Below are 15,262 nucleotides of genomic sequence, written 5' to 3' on the forward strand. Positions count from 1 at the left end.
ACAGAGATGAATATTTTTCAAGAAACAAGGATGCTGATCCGGGACAACATCCGTGACTACGGGATGTACATTGCATTATTCGTTATCATTCTAACATTTACATTCATGACCGACGGGCTGTTCATGACGTCGAGGAACATTAGTAATCTATTGGATTCCGCTGGATACATCGCGGTCCTTGCCGTGGGGATGACCCTCGTCATCGTCATCCGCCACATCGATCTATCGGTCGGGTACGCTGCGGGATTCCTGGGCGCCATCGCGGCGATCCTATTGACCCAGGCGGGCTTGTCCCCGTGGTTGACCATTCCCATCATCCTCGTCCTCGGGGCGGTCGTGGGACTCTTCAACGGACTTCTTGTGGCACAAATCGGCATCCCGTCCTTCGTGGCGACCCTTGCCGGCATGCTGATCTTCCGCGGAGCGCTCCTCCAGGTGACGGAGAAGACCGGGACGATCATCATCCAGGATGACAAGTTCAATGCCATCGGGAACGGGTTCATCCCGTCCCTGACACAGGTGAACGGTCTTCACCTCCTCTCCTTGTTGGTCGGAGTCGTGGGTATCCTCCTGTACATCTACAGCGAATTTTCCACACGACGCAACAAGATCAAGTACGAGTTCGAAGTCATTTCAGCGCCGATCTTTGCCCTGAAGCTCGTGTTCGTCTCAGCCATCATCGGCTACGTAACATGGATCCTTGCCGGATACAACGGTTTCTCCTGGACGATGGTCATCATCCTCCTCGTTGTGGTGGTGTATCACTTCCTATCGACGAAAACTGTCCTCGGGCGTCACATCTACGCCGTCGGAAGCAATCCGGAAGCGGCTCACCTGAGCGGGATCAACGTCAAGAAAATCACGTATATCGTGTTTGGCTCCATGGGGATGCTGGCCGCCCTATCGGGAATCCTCTTCACCTCCAGGCTCCAATCGGCCACGACAACGGCCGGGACCTTGTTCGAGCTTGATGCCATCGCCGCGGCTTACGTCGGCGGTGTATCCAGTGCCGGAGGAGTAGGGAAAGTGACAGGCGCCATCATCGGTGCCATCGTCATGGCCTCCCTCACAAGCGGCATGAACCTTCTCGGAGTAGGGATCTCCTACCAATACATGATCCGCGGAGGCGTACTCGCAGGCGCCGTCATCTTCGACGTGCTTACCCGCAAAAAACGCTGACGCACCAGGACGGCCCCAAAAGGGTCGTCCTTTTGGGCGTTTGGTGAGTGAAGCATGGGGACGGTTCCGGTGAGGCATTCGAGAGGGAATGAAACAAGGGAACGGTTCCGAAGCGTCAGCCAGAATGCTTTAACCGAAGGGTGTGGCAGGGTGTGGCATGACGAACAAGAACCGTCCCCGTGCACCACCCGCGGATAAACGTGGCACATAGGAACCGTCCCCGTGCACCACCCAAAAAATAGGAAGCACACGGGGCATTGCCGTGCTATGATAGGCATAGGAGATTTGGCATGTACGGGAGGTGATGGGACGTGAGGAAGATCGGGTTGGTGGTGCTGTGTGTGGGGGTGCTGATGCTGTGTCATCTGACGTTCCTGTCAGCGAAGAAAGTATTTTTGGCCGATGAGGGGCCCCTGCGGGAAACGATGCCTGCTGCCAAGGAGCAGCGCCGGCTCGTCCTGATCACCCAGGATACGCAGACGCCGTTCTGGGATCAGGTGGCGACGGGGGCGAAGGAGCAGGCGAAGAAGGAAGGCGTGAGTCTCGAGGTGTGGGGGACATACGGTAAGAATGAAGAAGAATTTTTGAAGAACATCGAGATCGCGATCCAGTCGAAGGTCGACGGCATCCTCATCCAGGGCATGGACACGCCTGAGTTCAAGGAGCTGACGAAGGTGAAAGCCTCCTTCAACGGGATCCCCGTCATCACGGTTGCCAATGACGTTCCCATGAGTGAGAGCCTCCGCCGCACCTACATCGGCTCCGATCCATTCGAAGCGGGCAAGCTCATGGCCGATGCATTGGTGAAGGAAATGGGCGGTGCCGGCAAGGTCGTCCTCATGGTGGATGCCGAGCGTGAATACAATCAGAATGAGAGAATACGAGGCATCCGCTCCGTCCTTGATGACTACCCATCCATCACAATCGTGGAGGGGGAGACGGGCAGCGCACGGGATCAGATCATCACGGCGACCCGTGAGGTCATGAACCGTGAGCCCGATGTCGATGCGTTCATCTCCGTGAATGCGGGGAACCTCGGGGCCATGATCGAGGAAATAAGTAAGCGCTCTCAAGAAGAAGGGTATCTCATCTACTCCTTCGATGACGGTCCTGAATCCATGACGCTCCTTGCCCAGGGCAAGATTAACGCCGTCGTCGAACAGGAACCCGAACGCATGGGGGAGTGGAGCGTGCAGCTCATGGAGGAATGGCTGAACGGGGAGACGGTACCCCTTGACCCCGCCGGCTATATAACCGACGTAAAGATCGTGAAAGGTGACGACCGATGACCTACATACAGAAGAAGATCCTTACCCTCATCACGGTCGTCATGATCATCATGTCGGCGATCTGGCTCGCCCTGACCTATTACAATTACCGCACACACGAACAATACAATGATATCCTCCAGCGCTACCTCGGCATGAATGAGGTATCGCGGAACAGCCAGCAGGTGGTCACGGATCTCAATAACTATATGGTCGAGACCACCGATGGGAATCTAGCGAAACTGCAGGCAAGCAAAGAAAAGATGAAGGACGGGAAAACCGTCGTGGACGGCCTGCGGAACCAGGATAATGATTTCACCCTATCAAACTATCTGAATCTCATCGACAGTCTCGTTGAGACGACGGACCGTTTCCTCCTTTTCCAGGAAGAGAACGATGCGGAAGCGTCGGCAAGGGAGTTTGCCGAGGCGAACCGGATCTCGGGATATATTTCCGAAATGACCCTCACCCTGATCGATAAGGAGCTCACGACGTACAATGTGCGCTACCGGGGGATCATGGAGCAGTCCGCCGAAGTGATCAAGCTCGGGATCTGGGTGCTCCTCCTCATCACCTGTCTGTTGCTGATTGCTTCGTACTGGTTCTCCCTTGGCATCACGCGCCCTGTCTTCAAGCTGACAAAGGCCGCCAACGAGCTGTCCCGTGGGAATTTCAGTCAGGAGGTGAAGGTGGAGGGGAATGACGAGATCGCCTTCCTCGCGAAAACCTTCGACCGGATGCGGATCAACATCAACAACCTCATCTCGGAGATGAAGCAGAAGGCCGCCTTAGAGAGGGAGCTGCAGGAAAGCAAGCTCCTCCTGCAGGAAAGTCAGTTCAGGAGCCTTCAGAGTCAGATCAATCCCCACTTCCTCTTCAATACGCTGAATACATTGTCGAAGAAGGCCTATATGGAAGGGTCCGAGGAGACGAGTGACCTCCTCGTGAGCGTGGCGGGCATCCTGCGCTACAACCTGAAGCGCCAGAACCGCTCCGTCACCCTCGGGGATGAGATCGCTGTGCTCCTTCAGTATATGGATATCCAAAAGGCCCGGTTTGCCGACCGCCTTCAGTTCACCACCGACATCGCCCCCTCTTGCCTGGACGCAAAGATCCCGGCCCTCACCCTGCAGCCCATCGTGGAGAATGCCGTCATCCATGCCGTCGAACCGCAGGAAGACGGAGGCAGCATCCGCTTCCGGGTGTATGAGGAGAAAGACGGGATTGCGGTTGAAATCAGCGATGACGGAGCGGGCATGCCCCGGGAAAAAATCCGTCAGATCGTCGAGGAAGAAGCGCTGCCGGAAGGGCATTCCACCGGCATCGGATTCAGCAATGTCGTGAAGCGCCTCCGCCTCTTTTATGGGGTCGAGGATGTGATTGCGATCGAAAGCGAAGAAGGAAAGGGAACGACCATCACACTGCGAATCAAACGGGAAGGAGCGGAGAATCATGATCAAATTGCTCATCGTGGATGATGAACCGATGGAAAGGGAAGGGATGCAGCTCATCCTGGAGAAGCATTTCCCCGATCTCGTCATCCAACAGGCGAAAAACGGAAGGGTGGCCGTTGAGATGGCGGCCACATTCACCCCTGATCTCATCCTCATGGACATCAAGATGCCGGGGATGAACGGCCTTGAAGCCATCGAGGCCATCACGGCGGAACAGCCCCATATCAAGTTCATCATGGTGACGGCCTATGATACCTTTTCCTATATGAAAGCAGCCATCAAGCTCGGGGCGAAGGACTACATCCTGAAGCCGAGCAAGGCGGCGGAGATCGTGGCGACGATCGGAAAGGTCCTCGGTGAAATCGAGTCGGAGCGCAGTAAGCACGTGGCGAGCCTCGATCAGCAGGAGAAATGGGAGAGGGCACGGATGCTCGTTGAAACCGACGTCGTGACCCAGCTCCTTTTCGACCACGTCCACGATGTGCATGTGGATCTGCTCATGGGGATGTTGGACGTTCCGGCAGAAGGGGATCTGTTCGTCATGGTCCTCCTCCTTCCGGAAAATGGGGATGCCCATTACTCCGAGATCCGTCAGGCGATCCGCCAGCGTGGCTGGACCGGCGCCTTATATGGCCGGCAGCTTCCCCTCATCATCTTCAGGGAGCCCGGGACCACGTACCGTTCACAGGCGACGGCTCTTGCACGGGAGCTCCTTTCCCTCGGTTCGGAGCAGGACTGGTTCATCGGGATCGGGACCGTCTGCTCCTCCCTGGATGACGTGAGGCGTTCCTATCAGGAGGCGATGCTCGCCACCGTCGACACACAGGGACGGAAACGGTACCGCTTCTTCGAGGAAATCCCCCTAAAGCCCGAAACCCGGGAGCAGGCGATGACCGACCAGAAGGAGCTCATGGAAAACATCCGCCTCGGCCAGTGGGACCGGGTCCACACCCAGGTGACCAACGCTATCACTACCCTGGAGAAAGAAGGGACGCCGATCATCTATTCCCAGCAGCGGATCCTCCAGGTACTGTGGATGACGTCCCGTGTTCTCAGTGAGAGCGGAATCGACACGCAGGAGCCCCTCTTTTCCGTACAGCCGACGGACTACCGCACGCTGCGGAAGGAAGCGGAGCGCCTCCTGGATGATATGAAGGAAGGCTACCGGACTCATTTCAGCCATACGGAAGCCGATACGTTCCAACAGATCAAGCAGTACATCCAGGATCACTCCCACGAGGACATGTCACTCGACACCCTGGCCCAGACCGTCCATCTCAGCCCGATTTACATCAGCAAGATGTTCAAGGAGAAGCAGGGGATGAACTACATCGATTTTCTCACGGAATGCCGCATGGACAAGGCGAAGGGGCTCATGAAGGATCCCGAGAAGAGCATCAAGGAAATCAGCTACGAAGTCGGGTATCACGATCCGAATTATTTCAGTAAGGTATTCAAGAAAATGACGAAGCACTCCCCGAAAGAGTACCGGAGGAGCCTGCTCGGACAACATGTGTAAAGGGTGATGGGGCATGGGGAAAGCGATGCGTCACCTGGCGTGGCTCCTCCTCTTCGGGATGATCCTCGCCGGATGCGAAGAGAAAGCACCGGTTGTTCCGGTCCATAAAGAAAAAAAAGAAGCGCCAGGCTCCGTGAAGATCGGATTCTCCATGGATACGCTTGAGGAGGAGCGATGGGTGCGGGACCGGGACCTCTTCAAGCAGGCCGTGGAGGACCAGGGAGCGGAAGTGTTGATCACGGAGGCCCGTGGGGATGATGCCCTCCAGGTGCTGCAGGCGGAAACCCTCATCGCAGAAGGAGTCGATGTCCTCGTGATCGTCCCGTATAACGCAGAAGCCGCCGCGGCCATTGTCCAAAAAGCCCATAAAGCCGGCATCCAGGTCGTCTCCTATGACCGCCTCGTCCGGAATGCCGACATCGATCTGTACGTATCTTTCGATAACGAACGTGTCGGGGAGCTTCAGGCCGGTGCCATCACCGAACTTGTGCCGAAGGGCAAATACGTTTATATCGGCGGGGCGGAAACGGACTACAACGCCCACCTCTTGAAGAAAGGCGTCTTTGACGTACTGAAGGAGCCCATCGACCGCGGAGAGATCCAGGTGGTGTACGATGAGTGGACCGACAACTGGCTGCCCGAGAACGCCTATGACAATATGAAAGAGGCCCTCAAAGCGAGTGATGGTGACATCGATGCCGTCATCGCGGCCAACGATGCCACCGCCGGCATGGCCGAGAAGGCGCTGGAGGAAGCGGGACTCGCCGGGAAGATCCCCGTCGCCGGCCAGGACGCCGAGCTCAATGCCGTCCGCCGCATCGTCCAGGGCACCCAGGCCATGACCGTCTACAAGCCGATCAACATCCTAGCAGAAGAAGCGGCAGCCCTCGCCATCTCCATCGCCCGCGGCGAATACATCGACACCGACAAAAAAATCAACAACGGCAAAATCGAAGTCCCATCCGTCCTCCTCCAGCCCACCGCCGTCAACAAAGCCAACCTCGACACCACCATCATCGCCGACCACTTCCACACCCGGGAGGAAGTGTATGAGTGAAGCACGGGGACGGTTCCGGTGCGTCAAAACAGTCAGACGTAAAAATGCTAAGACCAGCGTGAGTAAGAAAGGGAAGGTTCCGATCGGCTGATGCCTGAACGGAACCTTCCCTTTCTTTCAGATGATAGGGTCGTTCATTCTCACATTTCTTTAGCTAAAATGGATAAAAAGATCCTTTTATGGGTAAAGGAATCCATGTTATAGTGGTAAATGTTGTAAAGTGTAGGGTGGAACCGCCTATGAAGAAACTATTTTAGCCTGCTTGGCCACGATGGTCCTAGCCGGATGCAGCGTGGATTATACGTTCTTTACGTATAAAAGCCAAAAAGAATTGATTGCCTTCATCAATGAAGATCTGGTTGAGCTGGGGTCCATGGAGGCGGACGCCAGAAAATCGATGATCGAAGCATCCAAGGGTCCGAACAAGGATCTTGGTCAAGTGATAGCTGCCATCGGAAATGATGCCATACCGGGGTATGAGGATATTCTTGATGCCATAGAAGGCTGGAGCTATAAAAAATCTGAAATGAAGAAGTTGGTGAAAGAGACACGGGAGGTAGAGGAAGTCTATCTTGAATTCCTTCATAAACGAAAGGACGCATTGGAGGCCACCGATGATGCCTTGATGGAAGAATCCGATGACCTGCTGGCAGACTATAATAAAAAGGTCAATACGCTAAACAAACACATCGAGGAACTGGCGGAGGACTGGGAAGTAGAATTGAAATGACGAATAGGGACGGTTCCGATGCACCGAACAATCGATGGGTGGGAACAGTCCCTATTTTATCGCCTTAACCTGCCGTATATTTCTTAACCGCCGGCATGATGTCGGTAGCGATGAGCTCAATATTCTTCTTGATTTGGTCAAGCGGTATTCCCCCGAGATCGATTTCTCCGAGGAAGCGCTGATGGCCGTAAAGTTCATACTGATAGAGGATCTTCTCGATGATTTGCTGGGGGGAGCCGATCATCAGGGCATCGCGGTGATCCGTGGCTGCGGTGAACTGATCCTGCGGGTAACCGCCACCCTTCAGTTGGATCATGGCGCTGTTAAGGTGAGGATAGAATTCCCTCAGTGCCGTCTGACTGTCCTTGGCTGTATAAAGGAAGCCCGCCGTGGCAAGGGGAAGGGAAGCGGGATCGTGACCAGCCTCTCTGGCTGCGTTCCGGAACCCTTCCACAGCTGGAAGGAAGCCGGTGGAAGGTCCACCGAGTGTCGTGAGCATCATGGGGACCCCTGCTTTTCCCGCCTTAATGGCACTCTCCGGCGGTCCCCCGACTGCCCGCCAGATCGGCATGGAGCCACGGAGCGGCTGCGGAAGGATCGTGGCCTTGCGGAGCGGGGCGCGGAATCTGCCTTCCCACGTCACGTTCTCCTCTCTGTTGAGCTGCATGAGAAGCTCGATTTTCTCTTCAAATAAGTCTTCATAATCCTCTATATCATACCCGAAGAGCTCATAAGCACCCGCACGCGATCCCCGGCCGGCAACAATCTCCGCGCGGCCGTTCGAGATCAGGTCGATGGTGGCGAAGTCCTCGTACACGCGAACCGGATCGGATGTACTGAGAACCGTTGCGGAGCTTGCGATCTTGATGTTTTTCGTGGCTTGGGCGATGGCACCGAGGATGACCGTATGGGCTTGGGTCGTGAACAGGCGCTGATGGCTTTCCCCGACGGCAAAAACGTCCAGCCCGGCTTCATCTGCGTAGGCAGCCGTTTCAATTAATTCCCGGATCCGTTGCTGGGCAGAAATATAATCCCCGTTCATGGGATTCCTCACATGTTCCCCGATTGAATACAATCCGATTTCCATGTCGATTCCTTCTTTCTTCTATGATTAAAACGGAAGTGAATTCCGATACTGAATGGCTTTTTCGATGACAAAGGCTGTAGGGGTGACGTCCTCGCCGTCTTCATTCACGATGGTCAAACTGCTCATGGTGGAGGAGACCTGACCGCGGATTTCCTGCAGGTAATCTGCCCTCAATGCCGCTCTTTCTTCGACTTCCCCTGGGGTCAATCCGTCCTCACGTGCTTTACGGGCCAGCTCATTGATTCGCTGCAAGCTCCTGATCATGTTCTCTTCCTCCTTTTTATCTTATATTCATTTATCTCGAATTCGAGATAAATGTAGTTTACCACCAGAATGTGGGAATGTCAACACGAAAAAAAGGACGAATCCCGTAAGGTAGGGGATCGTCCTTTGTCATCATTTCGAATAGAGTGGAGCACCGGAACCCGCCACCCGTCAAAGGGATTCCCGGATGATGCGGCGGGAGTAGAGGGTGGAGAGGACGCCGAATGCCGAGTAGAGGACGGTGTAGAGTCCCATGACGATCAGGAGTGGCGTCCAGAGTTCGCTACCGAACCAGAACCAGCCGGATTTGACGGCGAAGTAGCTGTGCAGGAGGCCGACGGCGAGCGGAATCCCGAAGTTGAACAGCTGCTTGAAGCGGATGCCTTTCTGCAGGTCATGTCGTGAATAGCCGAGCTTGCGGAGGATCGTGTAGTTCGGACGTTCCTCTTCGCTTTCATCCATCTGTTTGAAGTAAAGGATGCAGCCTGATGTGATGAGGAAGGTGAGTCCGAGGAATCCGACGATGAACACGGAGATCCCCATATTGGCTTTTTGGTACTCGATATAGATCGGACGGGAATCAGACAGGTTTTCTTCTTTTCCGAACAGGCTCACGTACAGATCGTTCGCTTTCTCCAGTTGACGGTCATCCTTGATGTTGACGCCCAGATTGATATTGGACGTACCCTGAAGCCCGGGATCCAGATGTTCCTTCATCGTTTGAAAGACGGTATCGTTCACGATCACCACCGGGAATCCGCCACCTGTGAATTTCCAGGAAATATAGTGATTATCCTTCGTTTTGATTAGATCAAGCGGCTGCTTCGTTTCTTTGTTCTGGAGGACGATTTCCCCTTTCTCCTTCATCGGCATGAAGTTCTTCAGCATATCACTGTACCCCGTCAGGATCGCTTCATCCTCGTTAAGCTTTAACCCGGCATCATCTGCACGGATGACGGCCATATGCGCTTTGCTTAGATCCATGGCGATCCCGTCCACTTTACCGGACACGATGCCTTCCAGATCGACCGCCACCTGAAGCACGTCGATGCGGTTTTCGCTGTAATCGATGCGATGGTCACCAAGGGCTTTCTCGAATTGATTCAACCCGTCCTCCTGGAGGAAGGTGAAATCATCCGGGAGCTGCTTCTCGGCAGACGCCTCGGTTGAATAGTACGAAATGTACGTGAGGGACAGGAGCCCGATGGCCAGTGCCGAGACGGTCGTGATGATCGTCAGGAGCATGGAATTCGTCTTCATGCGGAACATGATGGAGGACAGGGACAGGACTTCCCGCACGTTCAGATACCCTTTCCGCTGCTTGCGGATCACGTTGAACACAAAGCTCACAGACCCTTTATAGAAGAAATACGTCCCGATGATGACCGAACCGAGGATGAACATCATGGCACCCATCAGTTCGATCGTCGACGTGAAATCCCCGCCGAACAGCTTCGTTGACACAAAGTACCCCGACGATACAAGGCCAAGGCCGAGGATCCCCATCAGGATCTCCCATACGGATTGCTTCTTCACATTCATTTCAGAAGCAGATTTGACTTTGAACAGGCTCAAAATGCTCTGTTTCTTGATGAAGGCGGCATTGATGAGCAGGATCAACAGGAAGATCACAGAGAAGACGATGAGGGTCCGCTCCATGGCGGCCATGGAGAAATGAAGCTTTGCGACAGCCGTGATCCCCACTGCCTTGAAGAGGATCGACGTAATCAGCTTCGAAAAGGCAAATCCCACGCCAATTCCGAGCGCGGTGGCCACGGCATACAGCAGGAAGTTCTCCGCGCTCAACAGGAACACGATTCGCTTTTTCGACATTCCGATCAACTGCAATAACCCGATTTCCTTGCTGCGCCGTTTGATGAAGATCGCATTCGCATAGATGAGGAAGACGCCGATGATGGCGATCAGCATGAAGGACGCCACCTGGATGGCGGCCCCTCCCTTGATCGACCCGTTCGTCGCATCCATGGACGGATCATACTGCAGGGTGACAAAGGCAAAGAACAGCGACACCCCGAAGGTCAGGGCAAAAATATAAAGATAGTAGTTTTTGAGATTCTTCTTGAGATTCTTTCCGATAAGAGAGTACATGTTCACGATGATTCCTCCTGACTCGTTGTTGGTACTTCCCATTATAGGGAGGAGTCAGGCGGGAATCGTTTCATTCGGCGAACAAAATGGGGGATGGTGTGACATTGTTGTCACATGGGGAAGGAAAGAAAAAAGATGCGGGGACTCACCGCGCATCAAGCTTCCTTGAACAACTCATACTTTTTATACGCTCTGTAATAACTGCCAATGAACAAAATCACCATGATCCCAGGCAATGCTTTCAACAGGGCGAACGGTGTTTCAAAAATGAACGCTTTCCAGAATAGTGAGCCTTCCATGCGCCATAGACCGTCGTGGTAAAGGCTGTAGTCCTGATTGAAAAAATACATGGCCACGATGCAAAACATGGTGATCCCTAACCAAAAGGAATAGCCCATCAACCGCTGATAGTATTTAGCCAGGGACTCGCGGTCGGAGAAAAGCTCATCGTGACCGTCCGCTTCTTTCTGCCAATACCGGATTCCGACTAACTTAGAACCATCGATGTTACTCCAGCCGAAATCTTCATACATGTCCGTATACTCGAGGTGTTTTTCCTTTTTCATCCGGTCACGGTAATCCAATCGAATCACATGCTTTTTGTCCGTTTCCTCGAACGTATAGACACCCAACGAACTGATCTTTGTGCAGCGGAATCCTTTCGCCAGCTGCTCATTCAGCCACTTTTCTTCTCTCTCGATATCAAAAAAGATCTTAACCTTTTTCACCCGATCCACTTCCTTCATATAAGGATAAAATATGCTGCAATCGTTTTTTTTCTACATTTAAAACGGCATTTCCGTCATACGTGATCTGATAGACCTTCCTCCGGCCTTCTTCCCCGACCGGTTCGATCCAGCCGTGCTTATTCAGATTTTCAACGGCGCCGTACAGGGTACCCGCTGCGAGTACGACCGCGCCATCACTCATTTCTTCGATCTTCTGCATGACAGCATAGCCATGCAGGGGCTCGCGCAGTGCGAGCAGGATATAGTGCATCGTTTCTGACAGGGGTAATAATTTATGCTTCATCGTCTCATCCTTTATTCAGTTCGACTATATAGTTCAACTTACTAAAAGATAATACAGTTCAACTGAATAGTCAATGCTTTATTTCCAAATTCATCAAAAAAGCCGGTTTCCACTGAGGGAAGTACCGGATGTCAATCGTCATGTGCGTATGTACCAGTCATTAAGGATTCCTAGCTTCCAACCAGGAAATGAACAGGACCAACGTGGCCAGGCTTGAAACCAACCCGATGGGTAAGAAAATACATTGTCCCCAAGATGGCATACTGTCATACGTTACCATTAAAATCAGCGAAACACTAAAAGTTAGAAGGTTAAGAGAGGACATTTTATCTCTAGTCATGCTACCATCTCCCCTTTCAAAAAAGCCGATCATTCACACATAATCGGCATCTTTTATCCAACATCCTTTAATGTTAATATAAACCTTTTGTTGTGTGGACCTTCACTGGATTTTCACAAACGTAGAAAAACGGAAGCAAGTTTGCCGAACAGTCTGTCCATCAGCGCATCAATTAGAAGTACGCCCACGTCTACACAGGAAGAAACTACCTCCATGTCGAATCTAGTGGAGAGCAATGCACGCACCACTTCAAACAAAGGAGAGGACATATGACCGAATACAGAGGTTCGACCGTTTATGATAATGAAGCGTTTTTTGATCAGTACACAAAGCGAAGGGGCAGGCGAGACAGTCCAAATAATGCCATCGAAGGACCGGTGATGGTGGAGCTGCTGGGGGAGTATGAGGATGCCCGGATCCTGGACCTCGGCTCCGGTGACGGGGCGTTCGGGACGGCACTCCTTGAAGGCGGAGGAGGCTCCTATACCGGGGTGGACGGATCGAGCCAGATGGTGGAGGCGGCAAGGGCATCTCTTGCCGGTCACCCCAAAGCGACTGTCCTTCATGAAACCCTTGAGACCTATGCATTCCCTGAAGCAAGCTTTGACCTGGTCACTTCCCGTTTTGTCCTTCACTACATAGAAGACATCGAGAGCATCTTCAGGAGCATCCACTCGACGCTGACACCCGGCGGGCGCTTCATTTTCAGCCTTCAGCATCCCCTCACCACGTCCTCTTTCGCCAGCAAGGAGAACGGAGAACGTCGCGGAAGCTGGATCGTGGATGATTATTTCCGTACAGGGGAACGGAAGGAACCTTGGATCGATCAGACCGTGGTGAAATATCACCGCACGACCGAGCAGTATTTCACAGCGCTGACCGAAGCAGGCTTCCGCGTGGATACCCTCCGGGAAGGCCATCCTCAGCGGGAGCATTTCTCGAGTGATGAGGAGTATGAGCGGCGCCTGCGAATTCCTGTCGTGTTGCTATTCTCGTGTGAAAAATAATGAACAAAAATAGATTGCCGGCGCATCAGGCAATCTTTTTTTGTTTCTTTATTGTGAATAGGTTATTCATCCACCATTTGGATCTTGAACGTAATCTCAATGGAGGATATGACCGATTGAATCATGCCGCAGTTAGTCAGAACGAGCTGTGAGATGCGCTCTGCCTGCTTTTTCGTCAGGGTATTTCCAGTTTTAACAAGTGCAGTGAAATGGATTTCCTCAATTCGGTTCGCTCTATCAGGATTTCTCACGTAGTCTGCTTCGAGTTCCATGTGAGCAACATCCATCCGCTTTTTCGTTAAGATGGTGCGAAGCAATGTCCCGCTGCATCCAGCAAGGGAAGCGATGAATAATTGAAACGGGCGATATCCTTCCTCTTCATTGGTCGATACGGAAAGATTCCCGAAGGTGGTATCGGTTGTGACAGAGTCTTTATTAATGGTGTACTTCATGAATAGCACCCCTTTCATAGAGCTATAAATGATATACCCTTGTGAGTATTAAATCAAAACGCTTGGAAAGAAATACAGTAGTGTCATGAGGGATCCACCTCATGCTTTTTTTTCTTTAAATGTAATAAAAAGGATTTAATACGTGGAAAATGGGTAAATCAAAATGAGTAATTGGAATCATTATGGAAAAATATGAGTGCTGTGATCGGACACATAGGTGGAAAAGGAAAGGTGATGGATGGGATGAAGAGGATAGTGATGGTAGTATTCGTAGCAATCATGCTGAGCGGATGCTCGCTGACGAAACTTGGAAAGGTGTTTCCGTCCAGTTCCCAGGCAGAGGAAACCGGCGGAGAGGAAGCAACCGAGACAGCTCAAGAAAAGTCTGATCAGCCATCGAATTTAGACAAAGCCAATGCACTTGTGGAAGAAGCGAATAAGAAGCTCGATGAGATCGAACAGGGAGATGAACCAGTCAAAGGGGAAGGCGAACTGCTGCTTTTCATTGAACAGGAAGTGTTTCCGATCGGCCAACGGGAAGCGGCTGTAGAGGAAAGATTGTATGAGGCAATGTCTGCTTTCGAAATGAATGGAGACAAGGAGGCCGCGTTTGAGACGGTGGATTGGGCCATGAAGGAATACGAATCCATCCTTGAGGATGCGAAAAATGTCCGGACCTACATGGATGAACAGGAACCGCTCAAAGAAGAATTGATCCATGGCGTGATGCTCTTCCAAGAATACCTCAGGATGATCAGGGATGCCATCGATGATCCTTCCGAGTGGACCGGAGCGAACATCATGGGCGCGGAATATGATGCATCCGTGAAAAAGTACCATCGCATGGTCACAGAGCTCAGCGAGAAGTATGGCATCAACTATCAGGTCGGCCAGCCTGAATAAGAAAGTCTGGCAGTGCAGAGGTTGAACGACAAAAGACGAAACAGGATGGGTGGGTCACCGAGATGAAGAGGTTACTAGTTTTTGTGCTGATTGCCTTCTTACTGAGCGGATGCAGCTTGATGAAGGTGGGAAAGGTGAGCTCGTCAAACGAAGAAGCGGAGGATGCAGAGGTGACAGCAACCGACGAAAAAGGGAAAGACAAGGATCAAAAGATGGAAGCCAATGCAGCTGCCGATGATTCTTCCAAGAAGGGAAGCATGACCCCGGCAGAAGAGTTTACCTCTTTCATAGAGGGGGATATGAGTGACATTTCAGTAATGGAATATAACGTACAAGTCAATCTATCCCAAGCCCAAAGGGAATCTGCCGAGGATAAGGATCAGGATCAGGCGATGAAAGATGCACTGGAAAGAGCCATCGCAGGATACGAGCAGCTGATCGTGAAGATGGAGGCCATCGAAGTGGAATCGGATGAGCTGGTCAAGCTGAAGCAAGAGGCGCTTGATGGATTCAGTATCTATCAGGAGTATCTCATTCTTAACAGGGAATTGATCGATGACCCTTCAAAAGACGAGGAGATGATTGCAAAGAACCTTGAGTATCAACGGGCAAAAGGGACTTATCAGTCTCATCTTGAGGATCTTGCCGATGAGTATGGGTATTCGTTTGAACAATGATGGTTAGTTGAAAAGCAGCGCGGTTGGGCGATTGTGACGATCCCAAGCTTTCAGGTTCCCACATGTCGACACGGCCGCCACTCGAATTTTATGACCAGGAATCCAGATCAAAAGTCATCGGTAAAAAGTTACAAAAATAGGGTTATCCTCTCAAAATATAGGTAAATCAAAGCAATTGCCAACA

General features: G+C 52.3%; 15 protein-coding genes. 9 read left to right on the forward strand and 6 right to left on the reverse strand.

Translation table 11 applies throughout. The annotated features are described in order from the left end of the window. The first annotated feature begins 6 nt into the window (after positions 1–6). The 6 genes from K6T23_RS05355 (at position 7) to K6T23_RS05380 (ending at position 7,207) form a co-directional block, all read left to right on the forward strand. Positions 7–1,179 (forward strand): sugar ABC transporter permease, encoded by a 1,173-nt coding sequence (locus K6T23_RS05355; protein ID WP_048005313.1) that lies wholly within the window; start codon positions 7–9, stop codon positions 1,177–1,179. Positions 1,180–1,490: 311 nt separating this feature from the next. Then, positions 1,491–2,468, forward strand: a complete 978-nt coding sequence (locus K6T23_RS05360) for a sugar ABC transporter substrate-binding protein (protein WP_238283814.1) — start codon at positions 1,491–1,493, stop codon at positions 2,466–2,468. Next, positions 2,465–3,925 carry a sensor histidine kinase gene (locus K6T23_RS05365; RefSeq protein ID WP_238283815.1) on the forward strand — a complete coding sequence of 487 codons (1,461 nt, stop codon included), beginning with the start codon at positions 2,465–2,467 and terminating at the stop codon, positions 3,923–3,925. Before K6T23_RS05360 ends, K6T23_RS05365 begins: the two co-directional genes overlap by 4 nt. Then, positions 3,900–5,420, forward strand: a complete 1,521-nt coding sequence (locus K6T23_RS05370; RefSeq protein WP_148985103.1) for a response regulator — start codon at positions 3,900–3,902, stop codon at positions 5,418–5,420. The genes K6T23_RS05365 and K6T23_RS05370 overlap by 26 nt, the downstream gene beginning before the upstream one ends. Positions 5,421–5,433: 13 nt before the next feature. Then, positions 5,434–6,477, forward strand: coding sequence for a sugar ABC transporter substrate-binding protein (locus K6T23_RS05375; RefSeq protein WP_238283816.1), 1,044 nt, complete (start codon positions 5,434–5,436; stop codon positions 6,475–6,477). Positions 6,478–6,739: 262 nt separating this feature from the next. Beyond that, positions 6,740–7,207, forward strand: a complete 468-nt coding sequence (locus K6T23_RS05380; protein ID WP_238283817.1) for a hypothetical protein — start codon at positions 6,740–6,742, stop codon at positions 7,205–7,207. Positions 7,208–7,271: 64 nt separating this feature from the next. On the opposite strand, the gene K6T23_RS05385 is transcribed toward K6T23_RS05380, so the two are convergent. The 5 genes from K6T23_RS05385 to K6T23_RS05405 form a co-directional block, all read right to left on the reverse strand. Then, positions 7,272–8,294, reverse strand: a complete 1,023-nt coding sequence (locus tag K6T23_RS05385) for an LLM class flavin-dependent oxidoreductase (RefSeq protein ID WP_238283818.1) — start codon at positions 8,292–8,294, stop codon at positions 7,272–7,274. Between the two features lie 24 nt (positions 8,295–8,318). Continuing rightward, the gene (locus tag K6T23_RS05390; RefSeq protein WP_238283819.1) at positions 8,319–8,558 is read right to left on the reverse strand and encodes a DUF896 domain-containing protein; all 240 of its coding nucleotides are present in this window, start codon (positions 8,556–8,558) and stop codon (positions 8,319–8,321) included. 171 nt (positions 8,559–8,729) lie between these two features. Continuing rightward, positions 8,730–10,673 carry an ABC transporter permease gene (locus tag K6T23_RS05395; protein ID WP_238284382.1) on the reverse strand — a complete coding sequence of 648 codons (1,944 nt, stop codon included), beginning with the start codon at positions 10,671–10,673 and terminating at the stop codon, positions 8,730–8,732. A 149-nt stretch (positions 10,674–10,822) separates the two neighbouring features. Continuing rightward, positions 10,823–11,395, reverse strand: a complete 573-nt coding sequence (locus K6T23_RS05400) for a DUF2812 domain-containing protein (RefSeq protein ID WP_048013689.1) — start codon at positions 11,393–11,395, stop codon at positions 10,823–10,825. Continuing rightward, positions 11,382–11,699 carry a PadR family transcriptional regulator gene (locus K6T23_RS05405; RefSeq protein ID WP_048013688.1) on the reverse strand — a complete coding sequence of 106 codons (318 nt, stop codon included), beginning with the start codon at positions 11,697–11,699 and terminating at the stop codon, positions 11,382–11,384. Before K6T23_RS05405 ends, K6T23_RS05400 begins: the two co-directional genes overlap by 14 nt. 609 nt (positions 11,700–12,308) lie before the next feature. Here K6T23_RS05405 and K6T23_RS05410 point away from each other — a divergent pair. Then, positions 12,309–13,046, forward strand: a complete 738-nt coding sequence (locus tag K6T23_RS05410) for a class I SAM-dependent methyltransferase (RefSeq protein WP_218245548.1) — start codon at positions 12,309–12,311, stop codon at positions 13,044–13,046. A gap of 62 nt (positions 13,047–13,108) precedes the next feature. Here K6T23_RS05410 and K6T23_RS05415 read toward each other — a convergent pair whose 3' ends face one another. Then, entirely contained in the window at positions 13,109–13,498 is a 390-nt protein-coding gene (locus K6T23_RS05415) for an OsmC family protein (protein ID WP_238283820.1), read from the reverse strand. A 243-nt stretch (positions 13,499–13,741) separates the two neighbouring features. Here K6T23_RS05415 and K6T23_RS05420 point away from each other — a divergent pair, with 243 nt between their 5' ends. Continuing rightward, positions 13,742–14,401 (forward strand): hypothetical protein, encoded by a 660-nt coding sequence (locus K6T23_RS05420; RefSeq protein ID WP_238283821.1) that lies wholly within the window; start codon positions 13,742–13,744, stop codon positions 14,399–14,401. A 62-nt stretch (positions 14,402–14,463) separates the two neighbouring features. After that, a complete protein-coding gene (locus tag K6T23_RS05425; protein WP_148985113.1) occupies positions 14,464–15,078 on the forward strand; it encodes a putative periplasmic lipoprotein in 615 nt (204 codons plus the stop codon). The last annotated feature ends 184 nt before the right edge of the window (positions 15,079–15,262 follow it).

The organism is Rossellomorea marisflavi, from assembly GCF_022170785.1.
Classification (GTDB): domain Bacteria; phylum Bacillota; class Bacilli; order Bacillales; family Bacillaceae_B; genus Rossellomorea; species Rossellomorea marisflavi_B.